19 protein-coding genes and 1 pseudogene are annotated in these 24,561 nt (G+C 67.8%); 5 read left to right on the top strand and 15 right to left on the bottom strand.

Annotated features, from left to right (window positions below; all coding sequences use genetic code 11):
- Positions 1-201 precede the first annotated feature (201 nt).
- The 3 genes and pseudogenes from HNP48_RS12735 to HNP48_RS12725 form a co-directional block, all read left to right on the top strand.
- On the top strand, positions 202-3,156 hold the full coding sequence (locus tag HNP48_RS12735; RefSeq protein WP_184857355.1) for a ribonucleoside-diphosphate reductase subunit alpha: 2,955 nt from the start codon (positions 202-204) through the stop codon (positions 3,154-3,156).
- A 135-nt stretch (positions 3,157-3,291) separates the two neighbouring features.
- On the top strand, positions 3,292-4,491 hold the full coding sequence (locus HNP48_RS12730) for a ribonucleotide-diphosphate reductase subunit beta (RefSeq protein WP_184857353.1): 1,200 nt from the start codon (positions 3,292-3,294) through the stop codon (positions 4,489-4,491).
- 194 nt (positions 4,492-4,685) lie between these two features.
- Positions 4,686-5,012: pseudogene (locus HNP48_RS12725) on the top strand (histone); the annotation flags it as partial.
- A gap of 105 nt (positions 5,013-5,117) precedes the next feature.
- Here the strand turns inward: HNP48_RS12725 and HNP48_RS12720 are convergent.
- From HNP48_RS12720 to HNP48_RS12690, 7 genes are all read right to left on the bottom strand, one after another.
- Positions 5,118-6,014 carry a carbohydrate kinase family protein gene (locus HNP48_RS12720; RefSeq protein ID WP_184857349.1) on the bottom strand — a complete coding sequence of 299 codons (897 nt, stop codon included), beginning with the start codon at positions 6,012-6,014 and terminating at the stop codon, positions 5,118-5,120.
- Positions 6,015-6,059: 45 nt separating this feature from the next.
- The gene (locus HNP48_RS35655; protein ID WP_184857347.1) at positions 6,060-7,763 is read right to left on the bottom strand and encodes a zinc-ribbon and DUF3426 domain-containing protein; all 1,704 of its coding nucleotides are present in this window, start codon (positions 7,761-7,763) and stop codon (positions 6,060-6,062) included.
- 46 nt (positions 7,764-7,809) lie between these two features.
- Complete coding sequence (gene prmA, locus HNP48_RS12710) at positions 7,810-8,709, bottom strand: 50S ribosomal protein L11 methyltransferase (protein ID WP_184857345.1); 900 nt, start codon at positions 8,707-8,709, stop codon at positions 7,810-7,812.
- 81 nt (positions 8,710-8,790) lie between these two features.
- The gene (accC, locus tag HNP48_RS12705) at positions 8,791-10,140 is read right to left on the bottom strand and encodes an acetyl-CoA carboxylase biotin carboxylase subunit (protein ID WP_184857343.1); all 1,350 of its coding nucleotides are present in this window, start codon (positions 10,138-10,140) and stop codon (positions 8,791-8,793) included.
- 7 nt (positions 10,141-10,147) lie between these two features.
- Entirely contained in the window at positions 10,148-10,603 is a 456-nt protein-coding gene (accB, locus tag HNP48_RS12700) for an acetyl-CoA carboxylase biotin carboxyl carrier protein (protein WP_184857341.1), read from the bottom strand.
- 147 nt (positions 10,604-10,750) lie between these two features.
- Positions 10,751-11,329, bottom strand: coding sequence for a TlpA disulfide reductase family protein (locus HNP48_RS12695; protein WP_184857339.1), 579 nt, complete (start codon positions 11,327-11,329; stop codon positions 10,751-10,753).
- The gene (locus HNP48_RS12690) at positions 11,326-11,931 is read right to left on the bottom strand and encodes a hypothetical protein (protein ID WP_184857337.1); all 606 of its coding nucleotides are present in this window, start codon (positions 11,929-11,931) and stop codon (positions 11,326-11,328) included. Before HNP48_RS12690 ends, HNP48_RS12695 begins: the two co-directional genes overlap by 4 nt.
- Before the next feature lie 186 nt (positions 11,932-12,117).
- Between HNP48_RS12690 and mpl the strand changes: the two genes are divergently transcribed.
- Positions 12,118-13,539, top strand: coding sequence for a UDP-N-acetylmuramate:L-alanyl-gamma-D-glutamyl-meso-diaminopimelate ligase (mpl, locus tag HNP48_RS12685; RefSeq protein WP_184857335.1), 1,422 nt, complete (start codon positions 12,118-12,120; stop codon positions 13,537-13,539).
- Positions 13,540-13,708: 169 nt separating this feature from the next.
- On the opposite strand, the gene HNP48_RS12680 is transcribed toward mpl, so the two are convergent.
- The 7 genes from HNP48_RS12680 to HNP48_RS12650 all read right to left on the bottom strand — a co-directional run bounded on the left by HNP48_RS12680 (position 13,709) and on the right by HNP48_RS12650 (position 22,181).
- The gene (locus HNP48_RS12680) at positions 13,709-14,020 is read right to left on the bottom strand and encodes a hypothetical protein (RefSeq protein ID WP_184857333.1); all 312 of its coding nucleotides are present in this window, start codon (positions 14,018-14,020) and stop codon (positions 13,709-13,711) included.
- 90 nt (positions 14,021-14,110) lie between these two features.
- The gene (locus HNP48_RS12675) at positions 14,111-15,232 is read right to left on the bottom strand and encodes a 3-deoxy-7-phosphoheptulonate synthase (protein ID WP_184857331.1); all 1,122 of its coding nucleotides are present in this window, start codon (positions 15,230-15,232) and stop codon (positions 14,111-14,113) included.
- Positions 15,233-15,536: 304 nt separating this feature from the next.
- Positions 15,537-16,073: a hypothetical protein gene (locus HNP48_RS12670; protein WP_184857329.1), complete on the bottom strand. Its 537-nt coding sequence runs from the start codon at positions 16,071-16,073 to the stop codon at positions 15,537-15,539.
- Between the two features lie 261 nt (positions 16,074-16,334).
- Positions 16,335-17,819 carry a metalloprotease TldD gene (gene tldD, locus HNP48_RS12665; RefSeq protein WP_184857327.1) on the bottom strand — a complete coding sequence of 495 codons (1,485 nt, stop codon included), beginning with the start codon at positions 17,817-17,819 and terminating at the stop codon, positions 16,335-16,337.
- A 68-nt stretch (positions 17,820-17,887) separates the two neighbouring features.
- Positions 17,888-18,223 (bottom strand): YegP family protein, encoded by a 336-nt coding sequence (locus HNP48_RS12660; protein WP_184857325.1) that lies wholly within the window; start codon positions 18,221-18,223, stop codon positions 17,888-17,890.
- Positions 18,224-18,591: 368 nt separating this feature from the next.
- On the bottom strand, positions 18,592-19,773 hold the full coding sequence (gene rodA / locus HNP48_RS12655) for a rod shape-determining protein RodA (RefSeq protein WP_184857323.1): 1,182 nt from the start codon (positions 19,771-19,773) through the stop codon (positions 18,592-18,594).
- A gap of 47 nt (positions 19,774-19,820) precedes the next feature.
- Positions 19,821-22,181: an HDOD domain-containing protein gene (locus HNP48_RS12650; protein WP_184857321.1), complete on the bottom strand. Its 2,361-nt coding sequence runs from the start codon at positions 22,179-22,181 to the stop codon at positions 19,821-19,823.
- A gap of 136 nt (positions 22,182-22,317) precedes the next feature.
- On the opposite strand from HNP48_RS12650, the gene HNP48_RS12645 reads away from it, so the two are divergent.
- Entirely contained in the window at positions 22,318-22,902 is a 585-nt protein-coding gene (locus tag HNP48_RS12645; RefSeq protein WP_184857319.1) for a YqiA/YcfP family alpha/beta fold hydrolase, read from the top strand.
- On the opposite strand, the gene HNP48_RS12640 is transcribed toward HNP48_RS12645, so the two are convergent.
- Positions 22,885-24,462, bottom strand: coding sequence for a Wzy polymerase domain-containing protein (locus HNP48_RS12640; RefSeq protein WP_184857317.1), 1,578 nt, complete (start codon positions 24,460-24,462; stop codon positions 22,885-22,887). The genes HNP48_RS12645 and HNP48_RS12640 overlap by 18 nt on opposite strands.
- Positions 24,463-24,561 lie beyond the last annotated feature (99 nt).

The following is a 24,561-nucleotide window of genomic DNA, read 5'->3' as shown; positions in this document are numbered from 1 at the left end:
AAGGCCTGTCCCATGCCCCGAGAAACAGGCTGTTTCGGATTTTGACGGCCTGGTCGGCGGTACACTACCGGTAGTGTCTTGAAGCCAATCGACACACCATATATAGTGTGCGCCAGACGAGAAGCTGGCGCATCGCTTCTCTCCCCGGCGGCACCGAAAACCGCCCGCACATCCCAGACAGCACCCATAAAGAGGACATCCATGCAAGCTGCTTTGAACACGCCTTCGTCCACCACCCGCCCCGCATCCTCGGATGCCTCCGAGGCGGCTTCTGCGCCAGAGGGTGCGAACCCCACGTTCGCCCACTACCAGATCATCCGCCGCAATGGCGCGGTGGTCCCGTTCGAGCCGCAGAAGATTGCCGTGGCAATGATGAAGGCGTTTCTGGCAGTGCACGGCACCCAGGGTGCCGCGTCGGCCAGCGTGCGCGAAGTCGTGGACACGCTGACCCAGAACGTGGCCCGCGCCCTGGCGCGCTCGCGCCCGGGCGGCGGCACCTTCCATATTGAAGACGTGCAGGACCAGGTCGAACTGGTGCTGATGCGTGGCGGCCACCACGAAGTCGCCCGCGCCTACGTGCTGTACCGCGAGAGCCGCACCCAGGAACGTGCGCGCCACACCGAGCAGGAGGCCCAGGCCGCCCCCGCACCTGCGCTGCATGTGCTGGACGGCGACAAGCGCGTGGTGCTGGACGTGCAGCGCCTGCAGGGCCTGATCGAGTCGGCCTGCGTGAACCTGGGTGCCGACGTGTCGGCCCAGCCCATCGTGGCCGAGACCATGCGCAACCTGTACGACGGCGTCCCCATGGACGAGGTCTACAAGGCCTCCATCCTGGCCGCGCGCACGCTGATCGAGAAAGACCCCGACTACACCTACGCCACCGCACGCCTGCTGCTGCACACCATCGTGCGCGAAGTGCTGGGCCGCGAGGTCACCCAGGCCGAAATGGGCCAGAGCTATGTGGAGTATTTCCCGCAGTTCATCCAGAAGGGTGTGGACAACGAGTTGCTGGACGAGCGCCTGCTGAAGTTCGACCTGGCCCGCCTGGGCGCCGCGCTCAAGGCCGAGCGCGACCTGCAGTTCGACTACCTGGGCCTGCAGACCCTGTACGACCGCTACTTCCTGCACGTGCGCAAGACCCGCATCGAGCTGCCCCAGTGCTTCTTCATGCGCGTGGCCATGGGCCTGGCGCTCAACGAGACCGACCGCGAAGCCCGCGCCATCGAGTTCTACGAAGTGCTCTCCAGCTTCGACTTCATGTCCAGCACGCCCACGCTGTTCAACAGCGGCACGCTGCGCTCGCAGCTGTCCTCGTGCTACCTGACCACGGTGCCCGACGACCTGGACGGCATCTACGAGTCGATCAAGGAAAACGCCCTGCTGTCCAAGTTTGCCGGTGGCCTGGGCAACGACTGGACGCGTGTGCGCGCCCTGGGCTCGCACATCAAGGGCACGAACGGCGAATCGCAGGGCGTGGTGCCTTTCCTCAAGGTGGTCAACGACACGGCCGTGGCCGTGAACCAGGGCGGCAAGCGCAAGGGCGCGGTCTGCACCTACCTGGAAACCTGGCACCTGGACATCGAGGAATTCCTGGAACTGCGCAAGAACACCGGCGACGACCGCCGCCGCACGCACGACATGAACACGGCCAACTGGATCCCCGACCTGTTCATGCGCCGCGTGATGGAAAAGGGCACCTGGACCCTGTTCTCCCCCTCCAGCGTGCCCGACCTGCACGACCTGTTCGGTGCCGACTTCGAGAAGGCCTATGTGGCCTACGAAGAGAAAGCCGCGCGCGGCGAGATCAAGCCCGCCAAGACGGTGCAGGCCACCGACATGTGGCGCAAGATGCTGACCATGCTGTTCGAGACCGGCCACCCCTGGATCACCTTCAAGGATGCCTGCAACGTGCGCTCGCCCCAGCAGCACGCCGGCGTGGTGCACTCGTCCAACCTGTGCACCGAGATCACGCTGAACACCAGCGACACCGAGACCGCCGTGTGCAACCTGGGCTCCGTGAACCTGCTGCAGCACCTGAAGAATGGCCAGCTCGACCACGACAAGCTCAAGAAGACCATCACCGTGGCCATGCGCATGCTGGACAACGTGATCGACATCAACTACTACGCCGTGACCAAGGCGCGCGACTCCAACCTGCGCCACCGCCCCGTGGGCCTGGGCCTGATGGCCTTCCAGGACAGCTTGTACGAGCTGCGCATCCCCTACGCCTCGCAGGAGGCCGTGGAGTTCGCCGACAAGTCGATGGAAGCCATCTGCTACTACGCCTACTGGGCCTCGACCGAGCTGGCCAAGGAACGCGGCCAGTACACGAGCTACAAGGGCTCGCTGTGGGACCAGGGCATCCTGCCCCTGGACACGCTGGACATGCTGGCCAAGGCCCGCGGCGGCTACGTGGAAGTGGACCGCTCGGCCACGCTGGACTGGGACGCCCTGCGCAAGAAGATTGCCCAGGACGGCATGCGCAACTCCAACTGCGTCGCCATCGCCCCCACGGCCACCATCTCCAACATCATCGGCGTGGATGCATCGATCGAGCCTTCGTTCGGCAACCTGTCGGTCAAGTCCAACCTGTCGGGTGAGTTCACCGTGATCAACGGCGGCCTGGTGCGCGACCTCAAGCGCCTGGGCCTGTGGGACGACGTGATGATCATGGACCTCAAGCACTTCAAGGGTTCGCTGCACCCCATCGACCGCGTGCCGCAGGACATCAAGGCGCTGTACTCCACGGCCTTCGAAGTCGCGCCGCAGTGGCTGGTGGAAGCCGCATCGCGCCGCCAGAAGTGGATCGACCAGGCGCAGAGCCTGAACATCTACATGGCCGGCGCCTCGGGCAAGAAGCTCGACGACACCTACAAGCTGGCCTGGCTGCGTGGCCTGAAGACCACCTACTACCTGCGCACGCAGAGCGCCACGCACGTGGAGATGAGCACCGTGAACACACGCCAGCTCAACTCCGTGTCGTCCGGCAGTGACGGCAGCGGTGCTGCACAGGCCGCGCCCGCAGCCGCGGCACCCGCCAAGCCCAGCCCGATGGAATTGGCCGCAGCCGCCGCTGCAGCGCAGGCCGCAGCACTGCCTGCGACCGACATCAAGTTCTGCGCGATCGACGATCCAACCTGCGAGGCCTGCCAGTAAGGCCCCATGGAGCAGCGCGCATGAGGACCCATGTGCGCTGCTTCGGTGCTGTGAAGCAACAAAACGTTGCTGCGCAACGCTGCAGTGCTTTCCTTTTTGCAGCACTGCTTTCATAATCCGAACACTGGAAAATCTATGTTGTCCTGGGACGAAGAAGTCAAGCCCTCATCGCAAAATCAACTGGACGGTGGACTGAGCAAAAGCCACCCGGCTGAACAGTCGCCTCTGTCTTTCCAGACCCCTTCCCTGCAAGCGGTGCACGCGTCGATGACCGCATCCGCAGCACCCCAGGCCACGGCCACCGCAGCCCCCACGCACCGCCGCGTGAACGCCGCCGACAAGCGCATCATCAACGGCCAGACCGACGTCAACCAGCTGGTGCCGTTCAAGTACAAGTGGGCCTGGGAGAAGTACCTCGCCACCTGTGCCAACCACTGGATGCCGCAAGAGGTGAACATGACGCGCGACATCGCGTTGTGGAAGGACCCCAACGGCCTGACCGATGACGAGCGCCGCATCATCAAGCGCAACCTCGGCTTCTTCGTGACCGCCGACTCGCTGGCCGCCAACAACATCGTGCTGGGCACCTACCGCCACATCACCGCGCCCGAGTGCCGCCAGTTCCTGCTGCGCCAGGCCTTCGAGGAAGCGATCCACACGCACGCCTACCAGTACATCGTGGAGTCGCTCGGCCTGGACGAAGGCGAGATCTTCAGTGCCTACTTGGAAGTGCCCTCCATCCGTGACAAGGACGAGTTCCTGATCCCCTTCATCGAAGCGATCATGGACCCCAACTTCCACACCGGCACCTTCGAGACCGACCAGACGCTGCTCAAGTCGCTGATCGTCTTTGCCTGCCTGATGGAAGGCCTGTTCTTCTACGTGGGCTTCACGCAGATCCTGGCGCTGGGCCGCCAGAACAAGATGACCGGTGCCGCAGAGCAGTACCAGTACATCCTGCGCGACGAGTCCATGCACTGCAATTTCGGCATCGACCTGATCAACCAGCTCAAGCTCGAGAACCCGCACCTGTGGACCGCCGAGTTCAAGGCCGAGATCAAGGGCCTGTTCATGAAGGCCGTGGAGCTCGAGTACCGCTACGCCGAAGACACCATGCCGCGCGGCGTGCTGGGCATGAACGCATCGATGTTCAAGGGCTACCTGCGCTACATCGCGAACCGCCGCGCCACCCAGATCGGCCTGGAGACGCTGTTCCCCAACGAAGAAAATCCATTCCCCTGGATGAGCGAGATGATCGACCTGAAGAAGGAACGCAACTTCTTCGAGACGCGTGTCATCGAGTACCAGTCGGGTGGCGCATTGTCCTGGGACTAGCCTCGCAGGTGCACGCACGCCATGGATCCCCACACCACACCCCGCATGGACAACGCCGCAGTGCGTTGCCATGCGGGGTGTTCCCGTGTTCATGGAGATGGGTCAAGTCCCATCTCCATGGATCGCTTCATGTCCACTGTAGACACGAAGTGCTCTTTGCAAATTGACTCAAGGAGAACATGATGGCAACTGCGAAAAAACCCGCTGCAAAGAAGGCAGCTCCCGCGAAGAAGGCTGTAGCTGCAAAGCCAGCAGCCAAGAAGGCCGCTCCCGCCAAGAAGGCAGCAGCACCAGCCAAGAAGGCCGCTCCCGCCAAGAAGGCAGCAGCACCAGCCAAGAAGGCCGCTCCCGCCAAGAAGGCAGCAGCACCAGCCAAGAAGGCCGCTCCTGCCAAGAAGGCTGCAGCCAAGAAGGCTCCCAAGGCCCCTGCCCCTGCGGCCGCTGCTCCTGCAGCCCCCGCAGCGCAGACCACGCTGAACCCTCAGGCAGCATGGCCTTTCCCCACGGGCACCAAGCCGTAATTCGCGTTACGTGCTTCACGCTCAACCCGGTGCCTCGGCACCGGGTTTTTTTATGCCCGGACGGCAGGCGCCGCGCAGCGCCTTGTCCGCGGGCGCACAGCCCGCTCAGGCCGGCGTGAAGTCGAGCGTGTAGCTCTGCGGGCCGCGCTGGGCGATCTTGAGCGCACCGACGCGGTTGCCCAGTTCGGCGCACTGCACCAGCGACCAGCCACGCTCCAGGCCGAAGAGCAGCGCTCCACGCCAGGCATCGCCACAACCGGTGGGGTCCACCACCGCAGCAGGCACTACGGCCGGCACCAGCGTCTTCTCGCCCTTCACCCACACTTCGCAGCCCTCGCCGCCCAGCGTCACGACCAGGCCGTCCACGCGCTGCGAGATCTCGGCCAGGCTCCAGCCCGTGCGCTCGCTGAGCATCTTGCCCTCGTAGTCATTGACGGTGACCCAGGTGGCCTGCTCGATGAAGCGCGACAGCTCGGCGCCATTGAACATGGGCAGGCCCTGGCCCGGATCGAAGACGAAAGGCACGCCGGCCGCGACCAGCTGGGCTGCATGCTCGATCATGGCGTCGCGGCCATCGGGCGCGATGATGGCCAGGCGGATGCCCTCGCCGGAGTCGATGCGGTTGGCATGGGCCTGCATCATGGCGCCGGGGTGGAAGGCCGTGATCTGGTTGTTGTCGCGGTCGGTCATGATCATGGCCTGCGCGGTGTGCACGTCCTCGACCTGGCCGACGAAGCGGCGGCTGATGCCCAGGCTGTCCAGGCGCTGCAGGTAGTCGGCACCGTCGCTGCCCAGCATGGCCATGGGCAGGGGCTCGCCACCGAGCAGCTTCAGGCTGTAGGCGATGTTGCCGGCACAGCCGCCGAAGTCGCGGCGCAGCGAGGGCACGAGGAAGGACACGTTGAGGATGTGCAACTGCTCGGGCAGGATCTGCTCGGCAAAGCGCCCCTCGAAGGTCATGATGGTGTCGAATGCCAGGGATCCGCAGATGAGGACTGCCATAGGTAGGAAGTAGAGGATTGGAAGGAGGGCCCCGATCCGGCAGGATCAGGGGTAGAAGGTCATGACCCGGTAACCCGACACACGCGAGGCGCCCGAGGTCACCACCACCGAGACCGAGGTGCTCCACTCGCCGCGCGCCGCCAGTTCGGCAGGCGCTGCGAGGTCGGAGGGCAGCAACACGCGCCGCAGCACCGGCTGGTCCTGCGCATCGGTAAGGGTCAGTTCCACCGCCGGCATTTCCAGCGGTATGTCGGCACGGCTCTTGACCGTCAATGCCAGCAGGTAGCCATCGCCGCGCGCCTTGTTGAAGGACGAGCTGTCGATCACCAGGTCGGCAATCTGCCGCTGGGGCGCCAGCGTACAACCCAGGTGGGCGCACAGTTGCAGCAGCCAGGGGCGGGCCCGGCTGTCCATCGCGGCAATGCGGTTGCGCTCGTGCACGGCAACCTGCAAGGCCAGCACCCCGAGCAACAGCACGAACACCAGCGACAACACGGCGCGCACCAGCGGCCGGCGCCAGAAGGCCTTGCGCCGCGCCGCCCGCACGAAGCTCACCTCCTCGGCCTCGGGCGGGCCGGCCGGCAGGTCGTCCTCGTCGGCATCCAGGCCCTGTGCGGACGCCGCCCCACGCGCAGCATCCCCCCTGGCAAGTGCCGGAGCCGATGCCGGAAAGACCGGATCGGGCATCAGCTCGAGGTCCGCATCGGGGGGAAACGGGGTCACGGAATCCGAAAACCCGCTGGCGGAGGATTCGTAGGCCACCGGCGTGCGCGGAGGCGCCGGCTCGGGCTCCGCGACCACGTGGCCGAACAGCGGCACACCGTCATCATGGTCGTCATCGTCCTCCTGCGGCACCAGGGGCTCGCGCCGCGACGCAGGGAGGGCCGGCAGATCCAGGGCGGGATAGGCGTCCTCGTCGCCCAGGCCTGCGGGCAGGGACATGATCTCCGTGTCCGGGCCATCGTCGTCCGGCCGCTCGCCATCGACCTTGGGCAGCGGGTCGGAAAAGTCCGCCACGGGAAGCTCGTAGCCGGCAGGCAGCGCCATGCCCTCGGCCGCCGGGTCCACCACCACCCGGGATGGCGCCGGGCTCGCCACCGGAGCCAGGTCGGCCAGAAGCGAGGCCGCCAGGCCGGGCAGCACGCGGCTCTCCTCGCGCGGCGGCGGGGGCACAAATGCCGTGGCGGCAGCGGGCGCCGCGATCGGTGCGGCGGGCACCGGCGGCTCCAAGGGGGTCAACGGGGCCAAGGGCGCCAGGGGCGCGAGAGGTGCCAGGGGAGCCAGTGGCGCCAGGGGCGGCGCACGCCAGCCAAAGGTCTGCAGGGGCTCCAGACTCAGCTCATCGGCACTGAGCGCCGTGGAAGGTGCGCGCGTGGCCGACAGGAATGCCGGAACCGTAGGGGCGGGAATCGCGAACGCCTCGCTGGCCGCGCTCTGCACCGGGGCGGCCGGCATGGGTGCCGGGACAGGCGCCGGCGCTTGGGATGCGGGCCGGGGCGCAGGCGGATCGAACACCCCCCAGGCACCACGCTCTTCGGCGGGCCGCGCAACGATCGCGGGCGGCGGACGCGTGTCGGTGAGCGACACATCGGGCAGCATCGGCGGGGGGGGCGCCGCCACCAGGTGTGCGGCTGCGTCGAACACCTCCTTGCACTGCCCGCAACGCACCCAGCCCTCGGAAATGCGCAACTGGTCAGCGACCACCTTGAACTGGGTCGCGCAGGCCGGGCAGCGTGTGATCTGGCTCATCTGCAGTCGATTGTAGGGGGCGGCATGCACCGCATGGCAGCGCGCGTCAGCGCGACGCGGTCATGAGGATCCAGCCGTCCTCCGAGTCCGCCACCTCCAGTTGCACCCAGGGGGCATAGGCCTCCTTGAGCTCGTCGGCCTGGCGCGCGAGGATGCCCGCCAGCACCAGGTGGCCGCCGGGCGCCACGTGGTTGCACAGCAGCGGCGCCAGCACGCGCAGCGGCGTGGCCAGGATGTTGGCCAGCACAGTCTGGTACTGGCCGCTGGCCTTGTCGGGCAGGCCGGCGCGCAGTTGCACGCCATTGGCCTCGGCGTTCAGGGCCGTGGATTCCACGGCGGCCGTGTCGATGTCCACCGCATCGATGTCGGTGGCGCCGAACTTGGCGGCGCCGATGGCCAGGATGCCCGAGCCGCAGCCGTAATCGAGCACGCGGCCGAAGACGGCAGCACCTTCACCGGTGCCCCCCTTGCGCGCGATCCAGCGCAGGCACATGCGCGTGGTGGGGTGCGTGCCGGTGCCGAAGGCCAGGCCCGGGTCCAGGCGGATGCTGCGCACGGCCTGGGCCGGCAGCTCGTGCCAGGTGGGCACGATCCAGAAGTCGGGCGTGATGTCCACGGGTGCGAACTGCGACTGCGTGAGCCGCACCCAGTCCTGCTCGGCCACCTCGGCCAGGCCCAGCACCTGGCAGCCTTCGAAGAAGTCCTGCACCGACAGCAGCTGCTGTGCCTCGGCCGCGGCCTCGCGCGTGGGGAACAAGGCCACCACGCGGCTGCGCTGCCAGCCGTCCTTGGGCGGCGGCATGCCGGGCTCGCCGAACAGGGCCTGCTCGGCATCGGTCTGGGCATCGGCGTCCTCGACCGAGACGCTGAGTGCGTCCAGCGCATCCAGCGCGTCGCTGACCGACTCGATCCGGTCCTCGGGGCACATCAGAATCAGCTCGAACATGGCAAAGGCCTCTCAGAAAAAATGAAATGCCGGCCCCCGTCGCCAGGGGCCAGCATATGAATCAAACCACCGGGGAGGTGCTCAACGCTTGTGGTGCGAGAGCCATTCTTCCAAATAGTGGATGTTGGTGCCGCCGGCCATGAACTTGGCGTCCACCATGAGCTCGCGGTGCAGCGGCACATTGGTGTTGATGCCTTCGATCACCGTCTCCGACAGCGCCGTGCGCATGCGCGCCAGCGCCTGTTCGCGCGTATCGCCGTGCACGATGATCTTGCCGATCATCGAGTCGTAGTTGGGCGGCACGAAGTAGTTGGTATAGGCATGCGAGTCCACGCGCACGCCCGGGCCGCCTGGCGGGTGCCAGGTCGTGATGCGCCCTGGCGAGGGGGTGAACTTGTAGGGGTCTTCTGCATTCACCCGGCACTCGATGGCATGGCCGCGGATCTCGATCTGGCGCTGGGTGAAGGGCAGCTTCTCGCCGGCCGCCACCATGATCTGCGTCTTCACGATGTCCACGCCCGTGATCCATTCGGTCACGGGGTGCTCCACCTGCACGCGGGTGTTCATCTCGATGAAGTAGAACTCGCCGTTCTCGTACAGGAACTCGAAGGTGCCCGCGCCGCGGTAGCCGATCTTCTTGCAGGCGGCGACGCAGCGCTCGCCAATCTTCTCGATCAGCTTGCGCGGGATGCCCGGAGCCGGTGCTTCCTCGATCACCTTCTGGTGGCGGCGCTGCATGGAGCAATCACGCTCGCCCAGGTAGACGGCATTGCGGTGCTTGTCGGCCAGCACCTGGATCTCAATGTGGCGCGGGTTCTGGAGGAACTTCTCCATGTACACCGCCGGATTGCCGAACGCGGCACCGGCTTCGGCCTTGGTCATCTGCACGGCATTGACCAGGGCGGCCTCGGTGTGCACCACGCGCATGCCGCGGCCACCGCCGCCGCCTGCGGCCTTGATGATCACGGGATAGCCGACGGCCTTGGCGATGCGGCGGATCTGCACCGGGTCTTCGGGCAGCTCGCCCTCGGAGCCGGGCACGCAGGGCACGCCCGCGCGGATCATGGCCTGCTTGGCCGACACCTTGTCGCCCATGATGCGGATCGACTCGGGCGTGGGGCCGATGAACTGGAAGCCGCTCTTTTCCACGCGCTCGGCGAAGTCGGCGTTCTCGGACAGGAAGCCGTAGCCGGGGTGGATGGCCTCGGCATCGGTGACTTCGGCGGCCGAGATGATGGCCGGCATGTTGAGGTAGGACAGCGGCGAGGGCGCGGGGCCGATGCACACCGCCTCTTCGGCCAGCTTGACGTACTTGGCGTCGCGGTCGGCCTCGGAGTAGACCATCACGGCCTTCACGCCCAGCTCATGGCAGGCGCGCTGAATTCTCAACGCAATCTCGCCACGGTTGGCTACAAGAATCTTCTTGAACATGCGAACCTTATTCGATAACGAACAGCGGTTGTCCGTATTCCACGGCCTGGCCGTTCTCACCCAGGATGCGGGTCACCGTGCCGGACTTGTCGGCCTCGATCTCGTTGAGGATCTTCATGGCCTCGATGATGCAGATGGTCTCGCCTTCCTTGACCTGGCTGCCGATCTCGACGAAAGGCTTGGCGCCGGGGCTGGACGAGCGGTAGAAGGTACCGACCATGGGCGACTTGACGGTATGGCCTGCCGGCACGGCGGGTGCGGGGGCTGGCAGCTCGGCCACGGGGGCCGCGGCGGCCTGGGCGGGAGCCGGGGCCTGCTGCACGGGCGCGGGGACATACTGCTGGACCACGGCACCGCCGCTCTTGACGATACGGACCTTGCCCTCGGCTTCCGTGATTTCGAGTTCGGACACATTCGACTCGGACACGAGGTCGATGAGGGTCTTGAGTTTTCGCAGATCCATGAAAGCTCCAACGGCTAAAAACTGAACAGGGCGCGAATTTACTCCAATTTCGCCCTATTTCCGTCTTTGAAGCACAATTTTGATGAACGCCGGAGTGTCGACATCAGCACAAATGGCGGATCAGCAGGGCGTTGCGTGCGGTGCGGCTCAGCGCAGGGCCGCCCACTGCTGCAGATCCTGCGCCGTGACCTGGCCCATTTTACGGTGCAGCACCCGCCCCTCCCCACCCAGGACCACGGTAAAGGGCAGGCCCCCCGTGAGGTTTCCCAGCGAGCGCCCCAGGTCCGTGCCCTGCATGCCCGCCAGCCCGACCGGGAAGGCGAGCGGCAGCTTGGCCAGGAACTTGCGCACAGAAGACGGCTGATCGATGGCCAGTGCCACCACCTGCCAGCCTTTGGGCGCCTGTTCGCGGTAAAAGGCGTTGAGCATGGGCAGCTCTTCCACGCACGGGGCACACCAGGTGGCCCAGAAGTTGATGAGCAGCGGCTTGCCCAGGTAGGGCTTCAAGGGAAGTGCCGTGCCCTCCGGGGTTTCGAACTCCATGGCCCACAGGGCCTTCTCCGCCTCGCTTTCCATCGCATGCGGCTGGAACTTCCACCAGGCCACCCCTGCCACGGCGGCCGCCCCTGCCACACCGGCATACAGCCAGCGGCGGCGGGCCGCATCCGGGAGCGCGGGCGGTACAGGAGAGGGTGCGGGCGAGGTCTCGGGCAAAGGCGAATTCATGGAGCAGGGGTTTCCGTGTCTTGGAGCAGGCGGCGCACGGCCGTGATGTCGCCGCGGGGCGTGCGCCCCTTGGAATCGGGTTTCAAGGCCCCGCGCAGGTCATCCAGGTCATACACCAGCAGGTGGACGCCGATCATTTCATTGAGTTCGGGCGACTTGCTGCCCAGGCTCAGGGCCTCGACCGATTCGCCATGGAATCCCGTGACCGTGCGCGGCTCGTAGTCCACATGGTGGTCGATGAGCGCAATTTCGGCCGACTTGGAGTCATCGCAGAACAACTGCAGGTAAATATCCGACAGGCGCGTGGCCGTGCCGTGCCAGACCGCCCCCGCCAGGTGGGGCCGGAAGGCCGCCATGCGCTCCATCCACACCAGGGCCAGCTGGCGCAGGGCGCGCAGTTCGCGCGGCTGGGTGTCGGCGCAAAAGAGCGCGATGTACTCGCGCACCGCATCCTCCACCTCGTCGTTGCCGGGCAGCGGCGTGCGGGCGGACAGGCCCATGTCGCGCACGGCGCGGCGCTTGGCGGGGCCCCACTCCATCCCCTCTTCGACAACGATGCGGGCGGTGGCTTGGGCGATTTCGGCACTGAGGTCGGAGGTCATGGCACACACCGGGCAGGCAATGGGAGCTCCATTGTGGCGCGAACGCGCGCGCGGTGTCGCCTGCATTCCCCCACAGCATGGCAGAGCACAGGGCCATTGACACGCCGCGCTGTTCAAACAATAGCAATCCAAGACACCGGGCTGCCAACGCAGACCTGCAGACCGGGAACCTTAGAATCATCGCCCATGCATATTCACATACTGGGCATCTGCGGCACCTTCATGGGCGGCCTGGCGGCCCTGGCCCGCGAAGCGGGCCACCGGGTCACCGGCTGCGACGCGGGCGTCTACCCGCCCATGAGCGACCAGTTGCGCGCCCTGGGCATCGAGCTGATCGAGGGCTATGGCACGGACCAGCTGGACCTCGCGCCCGATGTGTTCGTGGTCGGCAATGTGGTCAGCCGGGCGCGCCTGCCCGACGGGAGCCCCAAGTACCCCTTGATGGAAGCCATCCTCGATGCGGGCGCCCCCTACACCAGCGGCCCCCAGTGGCTGGCCGAGCAGGTGCTGCAGGGCCGCCATGTGCTGGCCGTGGCCGGCACGCACGGCAAGACCACCACCACCTCGATGCTGGCCTGGATCCTGGAGAGCGCGGGCCAGCAGCCCGGTTTCCTGATCGGTGGTGTGCCCCTGAACTTCGGCCTCTCGGCCCGGCTGGGCGCTGCCGCCCGTCCGCATGCGGCCGATGGCCCGCTGGGCGCAAGCCCCCTGTTCGTGATCGAGGCCGACGAATACGACACGGCCTTCTTCGACAAACGCAGCAAGTTCGTGCACTACCGGCCACGCACGGCGGTGCTCAACAACCTGGAATTCGATCACGCCGACATCTTCGATGATCTGGCCGCCATCGAGCGCCAATTCCACCACCTGGTACGCACCGTACCGCCTTCGGGCCGCGTGGTGGTCAACGGGCTGGAGGAGAGCCTGGCGCGCGTGCTGCATGCCGGCTGCTGGAGCAGTGTGAGCAGCTTTGGCGCGGCCGTGGGTGATTTTGCGGCCGTGGGCGAGCCCCAGGCCTTCGATGTGCTGCACCAGGGCCGTGCCGTGGCCCGGGTGGAGTGGTCACTCACCGGCGTGCACAACCAGCTCAATGCGCTGGCCGCCATCGCCGCTGCCCAGCACGTGGGCGTGGTGCCCGAGCAGGCGGCACGGGCGCTGGGGAGCTTTCAGAACGTCAAGCGCCGCATGGAACTGCGCGGCACGGTCAACGGCGTGGCGGTGTACGACGATTTCGCCCACCACCCGACCGCACTGCGCACCACGCTCGACGGCCTGCGACGCACCCTGCCTGCCGGCGCACGCATCCTCGCGGTGTTCGAGCCGCGCAGCAACACCATGAAGCTGGGCGCCATGAAAAGCCAGCTGCCCTGGGCGCTCGAATCGGCCGACCTGGCGTTCTGCCACACCGCCGGGCTGGACTGGGATGCGGCAGAAGCCCTCGCCCCCCTGGGCGTCGGCCCGGGCCAACGCGCCCAGACCGCCCCCGACATCGACACCCTGGTGGCCCAGGTCAGCGCCGCGGCACGCCCCGGCGACCACATCGTGTGCATGAGCAATGGCGGCTTCGGCGGGGTGCATGCACGCCTGCTGCAGGCGCTGGCGCGGTAGACCCCACCGCCTCGATCTCAGTTGTCTGAAGTGCTGTCAGCCTGAAATACCGGCACAGCCTAAGCCAGTGCCCCCGCGCAAGGGCCGCCCCGCCGCGAAGGCGGCGTATCCAGCGCTTGCGCTGGGGGCGCCCCCCCTGGGGGGAAGGCGCGAAGCGACTCAGGGGGGATCAAAACGTTACAGCCATCGCGGGGACGTCGACCCGAACGACCGGCCGGGCCAGCGCGGCACTGGCGGCGCGTGCGAAATCGCGCGACCACTGGGGATCGCCCATCAGCGGGCTGCCCGCAGCCTGGGCCACGACGAGCACCTTGTCGGCCAGCAGCACCTTGCCACTGGCACGCAGGGGTTCGCAATCGAGGCGGGTGAACTGCTCGTCGAGCCAGCGGCGCCCTTCCTCATGGGCCATGGGCTCGGCGCTGGCGAGGTCGAAGCGGAATTCCTGGTTGCCCGCCAGACGGACGGAGACTTCGCTGTGCATGGGGTGCCTTTCTTTTTCTGCAGAGTGCCAGCCCCCGGCGACCGCCGAAGGCCATGCCAGGAGCTTACACGCAGCAGCTGAAAAGCGCCCTCAGCGCGAACGGCGGGCTTGGACTGCCGCCGACAGGTCGGCCAGCGACTGCAGCGAATCGTCCCAGCCCAGGCAGGCATCGGTGATGCTCAGGCCATAGGCCAGGGCCGAGGCATCGTCCTTGCCGGGCGTGAACTTCTGGGCACCGGCCGACAGGTGGCTCTCGATCATCAGGCCGAAGACGCTGCGCGAGCCGCCCGCGATCTGGCCGGCCACGTCGCGCGCCACGTCCATCTGCTTTTGGTGCTGCTTGCTGCTGTTGGCATGGCTGCAGTCCACCATCAGGGTGGCGGGCAGCTTGGCGGCTTCGAGGTCCTTGCAGGCCGCGGCCACGCTGTCGGCGTCGTAGTTCGGCGCCTTGCCACCGCGCAGGATCACGTGGCAGTCCTTGTTGCCATTGGTGTTGACGATGGCGACCTGGCCGTTCTTGTGCACCGACAGGAAGTGGTGGCCGCGGCTGGCCGACTGGATGGCGTCGGTGGCGATGCGGATGTTGCCGTCCGTGCCGTTCTTGAAGCCGATGGGGGCCGACAGGCCCGAGGCCAGCTCGCGGTGCACCTGGCTCTCGGTGGTGCGCGCGCCGATGGCGCCCCAGGAGATCAGGTCGCCGATGTACTGGGGCGAGATCACGTCCAGGAACTCGCTGCCCGCGGGCATGCCCAGGCGGTTGATGTCGATGAGCAGCTGGCGCGCGATGCGCAGGCCTTCGTCAATGCGGTAGGTCTCATCGAGGTAGGGGTCGTTGATCAGGCCCTTCCAGCCCACCGTGGTGCGGGGCTTCTCGAAGTAGACGCGCATCACGATCTCCAGCGTGTCCTTGTACTGCTCGCGTGCCACCTTGAGGCGGCGCGCGTACTCGAGCGCGGCCACCGGGTCGTGGATGGAGCAGGGACCGATGACCACCAGCAGGCGATCGTCCTCGCCGGCCATGATGTTGTGGATGTTCTTGCGGGTCTGGGTGATCAGCGATTCCACCGGCGTGCCGCTGATGGGGAAAAAGCGGATCAGGTGTTCGGGAGGGGGCAACACGGTGATGTCCTTGATACGTTCGTCGTCGGTCTGGCTGGTTTTCTCGACGCTGCGGTACCAGGCATCGCTGGTGGGGTTGGAATGGGCCGTCATGTTGTCTTCCTCGTGGGCTGCAAAGTGGATGGAAAAGGGGAGGGCAGAAAAACAAAAACCGCCGGGCTTTGCAGCGTCGGCGGTTGGTATGGGGAGGTTGTGTGTGCTTGCGCGTTCGCCTCTCATCCGCCGGGGACTGAGATAAAAAACCAAAAATAAAACGCGCTGCGAACTTGCATGGCAATCAATGTAGCACAGTCTTGCCGCATTGCAACAACCCCCGTGCGTTGCGAAGTTGCAACGCAACAGCGGTCTGCCAGGCGATCCAGGGGCGGCTGCGGGGCCGAAAAGCGCAGCCGAAAAATCAGCTGCGCAGACGGCGCAGCCAGGCAGCCGCGCGCTGCAAGGCCGAGCGCGGGGGCGGCGGCTCGCTGGGCAACTCGCTCACCGGCTCGCTCTGGTGCTCGTACATGTCCACCAGCAGCAAGGCCTCGCCCAGCGTGCGCCAGGCCAGCAGCTCGAACTGGTCGAAGCAGGCGCTTTCGCGCGTGTTGCGCTGCTCCAGCGCCTGCTGCCAGGCGGTGATGGCCTGGCGCAATTCCCGCAGGGCGCGCTGGTAGGCACCGAACTCGTAGAGCGCATGCCAGGCCGATCCCAGCCCGGTGAGGAACAGCTGGTGCTCGCGCGCGCAGTGCGACAAACCCACCACGCGGCGCGTGATGGCCACCGTATCGGTGCTGGTGCGGCGCGTGCGCACCGCCTCATCGATGTGGTTGGACAGACCGCTCAGGCTGTCGCGCAGCAGGCGCGAATCCTCGTCGGCCACGCTCTCGCGCAGAAAGCGGCTGATGTCGCCAAACGACTGGAGGGTGTGCTGCAGACTGGGGCGCGTGGCAGTCATGGATGGCATTGTGCGCCGCCCAGACCCTGTGCGGCTACGTGCAAGCCCCAGGCATGCCAATTGGCGGGTGAAGACCCGCCAATTGCGGGCAATGGGCGGCGCGAATGGTGTGGCTACGCAACAAGTGATGCAGACGCGCACACCATTTCCACAGCCGGTGAAACTGGCGCGACCCAGGCCAGTGCCCCCGTGGAACCGGCTTTGCCGGGCCACCGGGGGCGTCCCCCTCAGGGGGATGGCGCGAAGCGACTCAGGGGGAGCCTATGCTGTTCCGCCGACCGTCAGGCCCTCGATGCGCAGCGTGGGCTGGCCCACGCCCACGGGCACGCTCTGGCCTTCCTTGCCGCAGGTGCCCACGCCGCTGTCGAGGCGCATGTCGTTGCCGATCAGGGTCACCTTCTTGAGCGACTCGGGGCCGCTGCCGATGATGGTCGCGCCCTTCACGGGGTACTGGATCTTGCCGTTCTCGACCCAGTAGGCCTCGCTGGCAGAGAACACGAACTTGCCCGAGGTGATGTCCACCTGGCCACCACCGAAGTTGGAGGCGTACAGCCCCTTCTTGATGCTGGCGATGATCTCCTCTGGATCCTTGTCGCCGCCCAGCATGTAGGTGTTGGTCATGCGCGGCATGGGGATGTGGGCATAGCTCTCGCGCCGGCCGTTGCCGGTGGGCGCCACGCCCATCAGGCGTGCATTCATGGAATCCTGGATGTAGCCCTTGAGGATGCCGTCCTCGATCAGCACGTTGCGCTGGCTGGCATTGCCTTCGTCGTCGACGTTGAGCGAGCCGCGGCGGTCGGCGATGGTGCCGTCGTCCAGCACCGTGACGCCCTTGGCCGCCACGCGCTGGCCCACCCGGCCGCTGAAGGCCGACGAGCCCTTGCGGTTGAAGTCGCCTTCGAGCCCGTGGCCGATGGCCTCGTGCAGCAGGATGCCGGGCCAGCCCGAACCGAGCACCACCGTCATCTCGCCCGCCGGTGCGGGGCGCGATTCGAGGTTGACCAGGGCCGCATTCACGGCCTCGTCCACGTACTTGCCCATCTGCTCATCGTCGAAGTAGGCCAGGCCGAAGCGGCCACCGCCGCCGGCCGAGCCCATTTCGCGGCGGCCGTTCTGCTCGGCGATCACCGTGACCGACAGGCGCACCAGCGGGCGCACGTCGGCCGCCAGCGTGCCGTCGGCGCGCGCCACCAGCACCACGTCGTATTCGCTGGCCAGGCCGGCCATGACCTGGGCCACGCGCGGGTCCTTGGCCCGGGCGCGCTTTTCCAGGCGTTCGAGCAAGGCCACCTTGGCCGTGCTGTCCAGCGAGGCGATGGGGTCCACGCCGGGGTAGAGGCTGCGGCTGGTGGCGATCTTCTGGCCGGGTACCTTTACGCGGCCCGACTGTGCGGCCGCGCCGATGGTGCGCACCGTGCGCGCGGCATCGAGCAGCGAGGCCTCGGAAATGTCGTCGGAGTAGGCAAATGCCGTCTTCTCGCCGCTCACGGCACGCACACCCACGCCCTGGTCGATGCTGAAGGAACCGGTCTTGACGATGCCCTCCTCCAGGCTCCAGCCTTCGCTGCGCGTGTACTGGAAGTACAGGTCCGCATCGTCCACCTGGTGCGTGCGGATCTCGGCCAGCGCACGGGCCAGATGGCTCTCATCCAGGCCGAAAGGCGCCAGGAGCAGTTGCCGGGCAACGTCGATGCGCTGGGTGGTGGAGGCCTTCTGGGGCGCGGCGGTAGAGGAGCTGGGGTTCATGCGGCCATTTTAGGCGCGCATGCATGCCCCGTGCGGCACAGGGGCACCCGCCCCCCGCACGGCGCGGTTCAAGCGCTCTGATCGTCGGCCACGGCCCCCGGGGCATTGGCCTTGACCGACTCGATCCCCGCCTCGCGCGCCTTCTCGCCCGAATAGCGCTGGCTCTGGCCGATGACCTGGCCGTTGCCGGCCTTGAGGGTGAAGTAGGGCGAGCCGTCCTTGGCGCACAGGCGGCCATAGCGGCCGTCATCGGATGCGTTCTTGCGCACGGATTCGATGCCGCTCAGGGCGCTGGCGCGGGATTCGTACAACTCGCTGGTGAGGATCACCTGGCCATTGGCGGCCAGCAGGTTGAAGACGAACTTGTCGTTCCTGGACTTCTTGAGCTCGAACTTGGACGCCATGGAAGCACCTCCCTGGGATGGTCGAAAAGCCGGTGAACGGCATTTGTAACCCCAAGCGCCCGCCATGACAATGGCCCCATCCCCGATTCATCGCCTCATACGGATTTGCTTGGGATCGTAGCCAGGCGGGAGCCGCAGACAGTGCTGTAGCACCGCAAGGCGAACCGGCGACGTTGGACGGTTGGAGGCGAAGCCGTATCAGTTATTCATCTCGCTGCGCGCCACCCGCGACGCATGCAACTGGCGCGGCCCAAGCCAGTGCCCCCGCGCAAGGACCGCCCCGCCGCGCTGGGGGCGTCCCCCTCCCAGATTGCGAAGCAATATGAGAGAGGGGTGAAGGCGCAAAGCGCCTCAGGGGGTGATTCATTTCAGCCGGCCTGCAGGGCCGGCGGCGCATCCTTGGGGTCGGCCCTCTGGGCGCGGGCAACGGACATCAGGATGCCCAGCGCCAGCCCCAGCGTGACCATGGCCGTGCCGCCATAGCTGACGAAGGGCAGCGGCACCCCCACCACGGGGAGGATGCCGCTGACCATGCCCATGTTCACGAAGGCATAGGTGAAGAAGATCATGGACACGGCGCCCGCCATCAGGCGCCCGAACAGGCTGGTGGCGCCCACGGCGATGGCCAGCCCGCGCCAGACCAGCAGCAGGAAGCAGGTGATCAGGAACAGGTTGCCCGCGAGGCCGAACTCCTCGGAATAGGCGGCGAAGATGAAGTCGGTGGTGCGCTCGGGAATGAACTCCAGGTGGGTCTGGGTGCCGGCCATGAAGCCCTTGCCGAACATGCCGCCCGAGCCGATGGCGATCATGCCCTGGATGATGTGAAAGCCCTTGCCCAGCGGGTCGCGTGTGGGGTCCAGCAGGGTGCAGATGCGCTGCTGCTGGTAGTCGTGCAGCACCGGCCAGCGCACCCCGTCCGCGCACCAGGGATCGCCCATGACCACCAGGATGGCGATGCCGATGCCACCGATCAGCACCGGCGGCAGCACCAGCTTCCAGGGCAGGCCGGCAAAGAAGATCACCGACAGGCCGGCCGCCAGCACCAGCAGCGAGGTGCCCAGGTCGGGCTGCTTCATGATCAGGCCCACCGGAATCGCCAGCAGCAGCCCGGCCGCCGCGAAATCGAGCGGCCGCAGCGTGCCCTCGCGCTTCTGGAACCACCAGGCCAGCATCAGCGGCATGGCGATCTTGAGGATTTCGCTGGGCTGGATGACGATGCCCAGGTTCACCCAGCGCTGCGCGCCCTTCTTGGTGATGCCGAACAGCGCCACCGCGATCAGCAACGCCACCCCCGCGGCGTACAGCGGCACGGCAAACACCATGATCTTCTGGGGCGGCACCTGGGCCACCACGAACAGGATGGCACAGGCGATCAGCATGTTGCGCCCATGGTCCATGAAGCGCGTGCCATGGTCATAGCCCGAGGAATACATGGCCAGCAGGCCCGCACTGGCGAGCAGCAGAATGATCAGCACCAGCGGCAGGTCGAAACCCCGGAACAGGGGGAGAAAGCGCTGGGCAAAGGAGGGCTTGTCAAAAACGGCGGCCATCCCCCGATTATCGGGGGCCGGCCGCCATGGCCGCCGGCAAAAGCACCTCAACCCGCCTGGCGGAAGGCCATCACGGCCTGGTTGCGCAGAGTTCGCAGCAGGCCCAGGGCCTTGTCGTCCACCACGATGCCACCGGCCACCGACTGGTCGGCATAGATCAGCGCAAAGGTCTGGCCCTTGATCTGCAGAGGCAGCAGCAGAAAGGACGGGGCGTTGAGCCCGTCGCGGTACCACTCGGGCAGGCGCGCCTGCATGCGCGGGTCGGTGGCATCGTTGATCAGCGTGTCGGCCGCGCGCAGGCAGACGGCGGCGAACAGGTCGCCGGGCACCTTCAGGGGCACCCGCATCGCGCGCACGGCGGCCTCGCTGCCCTCGCCCAGGCCGAAGCGGCCCACCAGCGTCTCGGTACGGGCATCGCGCAGGCAGAACACCATGCGCCGGAACCCCAGCGCCCGGAACATGGTCTCCAGGATCATGCGCAGCACATCGTTGAGCGCAAAGGTGTCCACCATGGCGTTGGTGACATCCTGCACCCCCGCCGCCAGCACCTCGTTGACCTGGGCCACGGAGACACTGCCACCGGCTTGCGAAGCCAGCACCGCCGGCAGCGGCGGCGCCTCCCCCGCGCCCAGCTCATGGGGCGCCAGCGCGTCGTCCGGCACGGCGGCCGCCCCCTCCTCCGTCGCCCGGGGCAGTTGCAGCAGACGGGCGGCGGGCGTGCCGGGCGGCACCCGCAGCTCCAGGGTTTCGGCCAGCGACACCAGCTTGTGGCGCGCGCGCAGCGTGGCCTCGCCAATGGCCGCGGGCGCCAGGGCCAGGGTGCGGCTGTAGCGGGTGCCCACGCCCTGCAGGCGCTCTTCGAGCCGGGCCGGCTCGCTGTGCAGCAGCATGTCGGCCACCTCGTTGGCGGCCAGCGCCACCCAGCGCAGGCGCTCCGGGCCCTGCTCGGGCGGGCGCGCCGTGGGCGAACCCAGGGGCTTGCGCATGCAGCGCTGCAGGCTCTCGGGCAGGCCCCAGACACGGGCCACGCCGGTGCCCAGGTCCTCGAAACCCAGGCCCAGCACCTGCATGGCGGCGGCCTCCTCCCCGCCCTCGAGCCGGCCTGCGGCCACCAGGTGGCGCACCTGCTCGGCCTCTTCGGGGAAGTAGAAGCTGCACAGCATGCGCCCCAGGTTCTGGAACATGGCGCCGATGAAGGCCTCCTCGGCGCCCTGCCCGGGCCCGCACAGCTCGGCCGCCACCGAGCCGGCCATCATGGAGCGCAGGAACTCCTCGCGCATCTGCTCGGCATGGGCCTTGTCCTGCATGTGGTCGAGCAGCACCAGGCTCAGGGCCATGTTGCGCACGGCATTGAAGCCCACCAGGCTGACCGCGCGCGACACCGTGCTGATGGTGCCGCGCCCAGCATGGGCGTAGTGCACGCTGTTGACCAGGCGCAGCAGCTTGTGGGTCAGCGCCACGTCCTTGAGGATCTCGTGCGTGAGGTCGCTGATGCTGTCGTCCTCGGAATGCGCCACGCGCTGGATGCGCGTCACCGAGTCGGACAGGGCCGGAAAATCGCTCTTGTGGCGCATGCGCCGCAGCAGGAAGTCGAGCGTGGCATTGCTGGCAGCCGTCGGCGCGCTCACGGGCGCCGCCCAGGCGCGCAGGGCATCGCGCAGCTCGGTCGCGCCGGAGAACGGGGTCGCGCCGTCCTGGCCCAGGGCGCGCTGCAGCAGGGCGCGCAAGCCCTCGTCCAGGGCGCCCACGAGCACCGCAGGCAGGGCGCGCCCCGCCTCGGCAGCCCCGACCCAGGGGCTGCCGGTGAGCAGATGCACCAGCACCTGGGCGGCCGAGCGCAGGTCGTCGGCCGCACTGGCCTCGGCGTCCCCGTCCCCGAACGCCGGGGCATGCCAGCCCAGGCCCAGCAAGCGGGCGTGGCGCTGCGGATCCATGGCGATGTGCTCCAGGTCCACCCGGCCATGCACCAGGCCGGCCCCGAGCACGGCCTCCAGCGCATCGAGCACATCCACCAGCAGCGCCACGGCATCGTGCGGCGTGCAGCGGCCCTGGCGCGCCAGGTGCTCGGCCAGCGTCGGGCCCGGCGCCGGCTCGTGCACGATGTAGGGCTGGCGCGCGAGGACGTCGACCTCCAGCACCGGCACGAGGAAGGCATGGCTCAGCCGGGTGGCCTGCTCGGCGGCCTGCAGCCAGCGCTCGAGTGCCGCCGCCGCATGCGGCGGTGCCACCGCCCACTGCCGCAGGGTGACCGGGCGCTTGCCGCGCCGGTCCAGCGCCCGCCATTGGGTGAAAAGCCCGTTGGCCACCAGCGCCTGCTGCAGCTCGAACCGCCCCTGGGGTGGGGGCACCCGGTCTCCGACCACCCAGGCAGAGCGGCGCGCGGGGGAAGGCGGGGCAAAATCGGTCATGGTCGGGCGAATCAGGGCGGTGCGGTGCCGCAGGCTGCAACATACACTTTGCAACATCTTATGCCTGCGCAAGGCCTGTCAAGGCAGTGATTCCCCTGCCCCCACCCCTGTTACGCCTTTCCTGGCCGCCGTTTCCATGAACCGCACCACCCACCTCCTGTACCTGCACGGTTTCCGCTCTTCCCCCCAGTCGGCCAAGGCGCGGCAGATGGCCGCCCATGTGGCGGCCGAGCACCCCGGCGTGCATTTCTGGTGCCCGCAGCTGCCCCCCTCGCCCCGCGAGGCCATGGCCCTGGTGGCCAGCACGGTGGCAGACTGGCCCCGGGCCACGAGTGCGGTGGTGGGCTCCTCGCTGGGCGGCTTCTATGCCAGCTGGGTGGCGCAGCAGCTCGCCTGCCCGAGCGTGCTGCTCAACCCCGCCGTCGACCCGGCGCGCGACCTGGCGCGCTACATCGGCGAGCAAACCAGCTGGCACGACCCGGCGGAGCGCTTTTTCTTCCGGCCCGAGTACATCGCCGAGCTGCAGGCGCTGGATGTGCGCGGCCTGCCGCCCGCAGGCCCCGAGCTGGCCATCATCGCCCAGGGCGACGAGGTGCTGGACTGGCGCGAGATGGTGGCGCGCTACCCGGCCGCGCAACAACAGGTGCTCGAAGGCGGCGACCATGCACTCACGGGTTTCGAGGTGCACCTGCCCCTGGTGGGCTCATTCCTGCGGCTTTGATGCGCTTGCGGACGAAGCCGGTGCCTTGTTCAGCCAGCGCGCATGGTCCTTGGGGTAGGCAATGCGGTAGCGGCGCAGGTGGTAGGCGGCCTCGTCATCCCGGCCGAGCATGACGGCGCTGTCGATGCGCCTCTCGATGACCCGGGGTTCGGGCGAGTAGTGCAGCAGTTGGCCGGACAGGTCGAACACCTGCTGCGCCGTGGCGGGGGTGAGCGCGATGGAGGGCAGGAGGGCGAAGTCCACCTGGTCCTGGAACAGCAGGGAAGGTGCCGTCGTGGCCGGCGCCATGTCACGGTAGAGGGGGTCACGCTTCTCGGGCACCCGGTAGAGCTGGCTGATGCGGTGGTAGTCGTGCGCCACCCAGGCCAGGAACAAGGCCCCCGCCATCAGCACGATGCCCGCCGCCCCCAGCGCTGCCGTAGAGGGCGCGCGCAGAACACGGCGGCGCGGCCACAGCAGGGCCAGCGCGCCCAGGGCGGCCAGCTGGAACGGCCCGTACCAGAGCGGAAACTCCAGCATGCTGTGGGCGCCGATGAGGGCCAGGATGCCCCAGGCCAGTTGGCGCACGGGGTCGGTCTCGCTCCAGGGCCGCGCCCGCAGGATGAAGGCCAGCGCCGCACCGCACAGCAGCACCGCCGCGGGCAGGCCCAGCTCCACCGCCAGGTGCAGGGGCAGGTTGTGGGCGTTGTCCAGCAGCACGCAAAAGCGCTCGCCGGGGAACAGGGTGGTGTAGTGCGCGTAGTCGAGCTCGTTCCAGCCCCAGCCCGTCCAGGGCTTCTGCGCGATCAGGGTGAGCACGTTGGACCAGAGCACGCGGCGGCTGGTGCACTGGTGGGAATCGCCCGAGAAGCGGTTGAACAGGCCCTCGGCCTGCACGCCGCTGAAGCTCTGCAGCGCCAGTGGCAGCAGCCAGGCCGCCGCGATGTAGAGCGCGACCCCGCCGAGCGCCACGGAAAGTGCCATGCGCCCGAGCGAACGGCGCCACCACAGCAGCAGCACCACGATGACCAGCCACTGCACGGCGCCGGTGCGCGAGGAGGTGGCGGCGCTGGCCAGGGCCAGCACGGTCAAGGCCATGCCGAAAGCCAGGCCGACCAGGCTCTCGGCACGGGGCGGCCGCCGCCCCCTCACGTCCGCACGGGCCTGCCATTGCGCCACCGACCAGGCCAGCGCCCAAGCCCCCAGTGCCACCAGCGTGGCCTGCTGGTTGCGCTGGCGCAGGTTGCCCACCGCCTGGCCCGGGGTGGAGGCATTGATCCAGGGCGCCAGGCCCACATCCCCCCCGAAGTACTGCACAAGGCAGACCACGCCCCCCACGACCGCGGCCAGCAGCAGCCCCAGCGCCAGCCGGTTGGCCATGGTGCTGCCGCCGTCGCACAGCTCCGGGTGGCGGCGCGAGCGCAGGGCGCGTTGCCAGGCCAGCGCCGCCAGCAGCAGCATGCATGTCCACGAGGCCAGCAGCGGCCAGACATTGGTGGACGGGGGCGTGGTGATGGAGAAGAGAAAGGGCAGGGCCACTGCCAGCAAAGTCAGCGGTGCGGCAATGGCATCGATCGGCATCGGGAAGGCGGGCGCGGGAGCGGGTTGTGCGGCAAGGGAAGCCGCGAATCATAGAGCCCCGCTCCGTGGCGCGCCGGCCACCCGGGACACCGCCCCAGG

It is taken from the genome of Acidovorax soli (genome assembly GCF_014207955.1).
Lineage (GTDB): Bacteria > Pseudomonadota > Gammaproteobacteria > Burkholderiales > Burkholderiaceae_C > Acidovorax > Acidovorax soli_A.
Note: the sequence above shows the minus strand (reverse complement) of the source record. Positions and strands in the feature narration are given on the sequence as shown.

Bases quoted from the DNA above. Each gene is read 5' to 3' on its own strand.
- HNP48_RS12645 (WP_184857319.1), top strand. From the start codon at position 22,318: ATGAACCGCACCACCCACCTCCTGTACCTGCACGGTTTCCGCTCTTCC.
- HNP48_RS12695 (WP_184857339.1), bottom strand. From the start codon at position 11,329: ATGAATTCGCCTTTGCCCGAGACCTCGCCCGCACCCTCTCCTGTACCG.
- mpl (WP_184857335.1), top strand. From the start codon at position 12,118: ATGCATATTCACATACTGGGCATCTGCGGCACCTTCATGGGCGGCCTG.
- HNP48_RS12735 (WP_184857355.1), top strand. From the start codon at position 202: ATGCAAGCTGCTTTGAACACGCCTTCGTCCACCACCCGCCCCGCATCC.
- HNP48_RS12690 (WP_184857337.1), bottom strand. From the start codon at position 11,931: ATGACCTCCGACCTCAGTGCCGAAATCGCCCAAGCCACCGCCCGCATC.
- accB (WP_184857341.1), bottom strand. From the start codon at position 10,603: ATGGATCTGCGAAAACTCAAGACCCTCATCGACCTCGTGTCCGAGTCG.
- HNP48_RS12680 (WP_184857333.1), bottom strand. From the start codon at position 14,020: ATGCACAGCGAAGTCTCCGTCCGTCTGGCGGGCAACCAGGAATTCCGC.
- HNP48_RS12650 (WP_184857321.1), bottom strand. From the start codon at position 22,181: ATGACCGATTTTGCCCCGCCTTCCCCCGCGCGCCGCTCTGCCTGGGTG.
- HNP48_RS12660 (WP_184857325.1), bottom strand. From the start codon at position 18,223: ATGGCGTCCAAGTTCGAGCTCAAGAAGTCCAGGAACGACAAGTTCGTC.
- rodA (WP_184857323.1), bottom strand. From the start codon at position 19,773: ATGGCCGCCGTTTTTGACAAGCCCTCCTTTGCCCAGCGCTTTCTCCCC.
- HNP48_RS12675 (WP_184857331.1), bottom strand. From the start codon at position 15,232: ATGACGGCCCATTCCAACCCCACCAGCGATGCCTGGTACCGCAGCGTC.
- HNP48_RS12720 (WP_184857349.1), bottom strand. From the start codon at position 6,014: ATGGCAGTCCTCATCTGCGGATCCCTGGCATTCGACACCATCATGACC.
- HNP48_RS12730 (WP_184857353.1), top strand. From the start codon at position 3,292: ATGTTGTCCTGGGACGAAGAAGTCAAGCCCTCATCGCAAAATCAACTG.
- prmA (WP_184857345.1), bottom strand. From the start codon at position 8,709: ATGTTCGAGCTGATTCTGATGTGCCCCGAGGACCGGATCGAGTCGGTC.
- HNP48_RS12640 (WP_184857317.1), bottom strand. From the start codon at position 24,462: ATGCCGATCGATGCCATTGCCGCACCGCTGACTTTGCTGGCAGTGGCC.
- accC (WP_184857343.1), bottom strand. From the start codon at position 10,140: ATGTTCAAGAAGATTCTTGTAGCCAACCGTGGCGAGATTGCGTTGAGA.
- tldD (WP_184857327.1), bottom strand. From the start codon at position 17,819: ATGAACCCCAGCTCCTCTACCGCCGCGCCCCAGAAGGCCTCCACCACC.
- HNP48_RS35655 (WP_184857347.1), bottom strand. From the start codon at position 7,763: ATGAGCCAGATCACACGCTGCCCGGCCTGCGCGACCCAGTTCAAGGTG.
- HNP48_RS12670 (WP_184857329.1), bottom strand. From the start codon at position 16,073: ATGACTGCCACGCGCCCCAGTCTGCAGCACACCCTCCAGTCGTTTGGC.